Origin of the sequence: Alkalibacterium iburiense (assembly GCF_039521845.1) — a bacterium.
Lineage (GTDB): Bacteria > Bacillota > Bacilli > Lactobacillales > Carnobacteriaceae_A > Alkalibacterium > Alkalibacterium iburiense.
This window is the reverse complement of the sequence record NZ_BAAACW010000073.1, coordinates 1-2323: the sequence shown is the minus strand read 5'-3', so window position 1 is coordinate 2323 and position 2323 is coordinate 1. Positions and strand designations below refer to the sequence as shown.

The 2323-nt window shown below is 30.4% G+C and carries 4 protein-coding genes; 2 read left to right on the top strand and 2 right to left on the bottom strand.

The annotated features are described in order from the left end of the window. Positions 1-91: 91 nt before the first annotated feature. On the bottom strand, positions 92-358 hold the full coding sequence (locus ABDZ53_RS06340; protein WP_343754808.1) for a GNAT family N-acetyltransferase: 267 nt from the start codon (positions 356-358) through the stop codon (positions 92-94). Positions 359-593: 235 nt separating this feature from the next. Between ABDZ53_RS06340 and ABDZ53_RS06335 the strand changes: the two genes are divergently transcribed. Beyond that, a complete protein-coding gene (locus ABDZ53_RS06335) occupies positions 594-836 on the top strand; it encodes an AbrB/MazE/SpoVT family DNA-binding domain-containing protein (protein ID WP_343754807.1) in 243 nt (80 codons plus the stop codon). Continuing rightward, positions 833-1240, top strand: coding sequence for a type II toxin-antitoxin system death-on-curing family toxin (locus ABDZ53_RS06330; protein WP_343754806.1), 408 nt, complete (start codon positions 833-835; stop codon positions 1238-1240). The genes ABDZ53_RS06335 and ABDZ53_RS06330 overlap by 4 nt, the downstream gene beginning before the upstream one ends. Positions 1241-1789: 549 nt before the next feature. Here the strand turns inward: ABDZ53_RS06330 and ABDZ53_RS06325 are convergent. Then, entirely contained in the window at positions 1790-2224 is a 435-nt protein-coding gene (locus ABDZ53_RS06325; protein WP_343754805.1) for a hypothetical protein, read from the bottom strand. Between the last annotated feature and the right edge of the window lie 99 nt (positions 2225-2323).

Sequence of the window (2323 nt, the reverse complement as noted above, 5' to 3'; positions counted from 1 at the left end):
CCTTTTTTGTTTGTTCAAGCTTCTAAGATTTTCGTTGCAATACTATCTACTTTTATATTGCCATAAACAATGGAATCATAATAGTAACGATTTAATTATTCTTCCATTCATCTGCTAATAATAAGTATAGAATGTGGTCTACATAGTGATCGTATAGCCACTCCGCTTCTCTTATAACGCCTTCTTTTGTAAAGTTAAAGCGTTCAGGAAGTGCTCTACTTTTATAATTTTCAGTCGCAACTCTAATCTCTACTCTATTTAGGGACAAGTCGTTGATACCATAAGCAATCATTGCTTCCAATGCTTTTGACATAATGCCTTTTCCTTGATAGGTTTCTCCTAACCAGTAGCTTTGCAAAAGGTATCATTTTGACTCCACTCTAAAATAGTTTTGAAGTCATTTATAGCAATTGGCCGTAGTTTTAAAGTTCTGGAAGAATCCATTCGGTTTTTTCCTTCTAATGAAAAATTACCTCTAACTAAAATATAGCAGTTTAAAATATAATTACAAACTACAGGAACAAGATTGATGTTTGCGTCTTATTGTATTATAATGTATATACAATAAGAAATATGTATACAAGGTGGTTTGTATGGATAATACACAAAGTCGAAAGATTCGGAAGAGTGGTAATAGTTACGTTTTGACTATTCCACCTAATATGTTAAAAGCTCTCGATTTATCAGAAGGTGACACGGTTCAACTTACAAAAGAAAATAATAGCATTGAAATTACTAAACAAGAACCTGATGTGATAAATGAAGAGTTTTTAAAACTGGTAGATACTATTTACGATGAAAATAAAGATATCTTTAAATCTTTAGTGGACAAATGAAAACAGTAAATGAAAAACAAGTCATCTTTTTTAATACCTTTCTTATAAAAAAAGATTCACCTGAGGAATTTATTGGAGTGAAAGAACCCTCTGCTTTAAACATGTCTCTTCAAGCAATTTATCAAACTGCTTTTGGTGAAGAGGTATATCCAACATTGGAAGAAAAAGCAGCTATTTTATTTATAAACCTTGTTAAAAAGCATTGTTTTCATAATGCAAATAAGCGTACGGCATATATGACATTAACTTACTTTTTACGTATCAATGGAGTATCTTTCTCATTGCCCACGGAAGATGCTGTTAATCTTTGTGTAACTATCGCAACATGGAGTTTATCTTTTGAAGAATTAAAAGATATGGTTACTTCAATTATTAAAATGAATAGTAACCCCGCTAACGACTGATACAGTTATAGCTTTATCCCCGTTATTACCAAAGGAGTATTTTGTCGTTTGTAAAGAGGGGGTCTTTTACTATCTCTCATTTAAGTTTACTATATAGATTTTTAGCGGAGGCATGATTAACTTGAGCCGTTAATAATGCCCTGGTAGAGAAATATAACCGTATATAAAACCAACACTATTTCCTTCTTCATATTTTATGATGTATCCTTTAAAACCTTCATAATCTGAATGTTTTAAAAAGCGATCTTTAGTTGTGCTTGGTTCCAAAGCGATAAAAACTAAGACAGTCAAGCCTAATTCGTTAATCTCTTAGAGAACGAAAAATAAGCCCCACAGTCCTGCCAGACTGTGGGGCTTTGGTTATGTTCTGCAATTTCTAGGTTCATCTATATTGTGGCATTTATTAATACTAAAAGCAAAATTTTTCATTCATGATTTTAGACATTGCTTGGATAAATGTTTTTCAACATTTATAAATTCGCTGCGCACTACTTACTATTATAACACTTTCAATACTTTATTAGAGAAGACCAAATGAAATACCGCTGTTTAAAAACTAGATGAAAGAGTAGAGAATATAAATAATAGCATTAAGTCACATTCCTTATGGCCAACTTTTCTAATTATAACACTCGAATTATTTTGCATTTCAAACTCAAGCACTGTATTCAAAAAAAGAGAACACATAAAGAAAACAAAAACAGATGCCATAGCTATGCTCGTAGATATCACAATATTAATAACCATAATCAATGCAAATTTTGATAAATTAACAGATTTAAAACTTTTATTATTTAAAAAATAATAGGTCAATAGTGTAGCTATTCCTGAGCCTATTATAGAGCTAACTAAAAATTGAACATTAAATCCATCAGAGGAAAATATTCCATTAAAAAAAGGAATCCCAACAACTAATAACATTATAATAAGCATTGTTTCTTTAAACGTTACTTTGCTAGTATCTAACTTATCATTTACTTTCATCTCACTCCCCCATTTCTAAAAGTCGTATTTCCAAAAATTTTGTTTATTTTATAGTTTATTTCTTCGTTTATTGCTTGTAAATCAATCTTTTACACAAAA

Bases quoted from the DNA above. Each gene is read 5' to 3' on its own strand.
- ABDZ53_RS06330 (WP_343754806.1), top strand. From the start codon at position 833: ATGAAAACAGTAAATGAAAAACAAGTCATCTTTTTTAATACCTTTCTT.
- ABDZ53_RS06335 (WP_343754807.1), top strand. From the start codon at position 594: ATGGATAATACACAAAGTCGAAAGATTCGGAAGAGTGGTAATAGTTAC.
- ABDZ53_RS06325 (WP_343754805.1), bottom strand. From the start codon at position 2,224: ATGAAAGTAAATGATAAGTTAGATACTAGCAAAGTAACGTTTAAAGAA.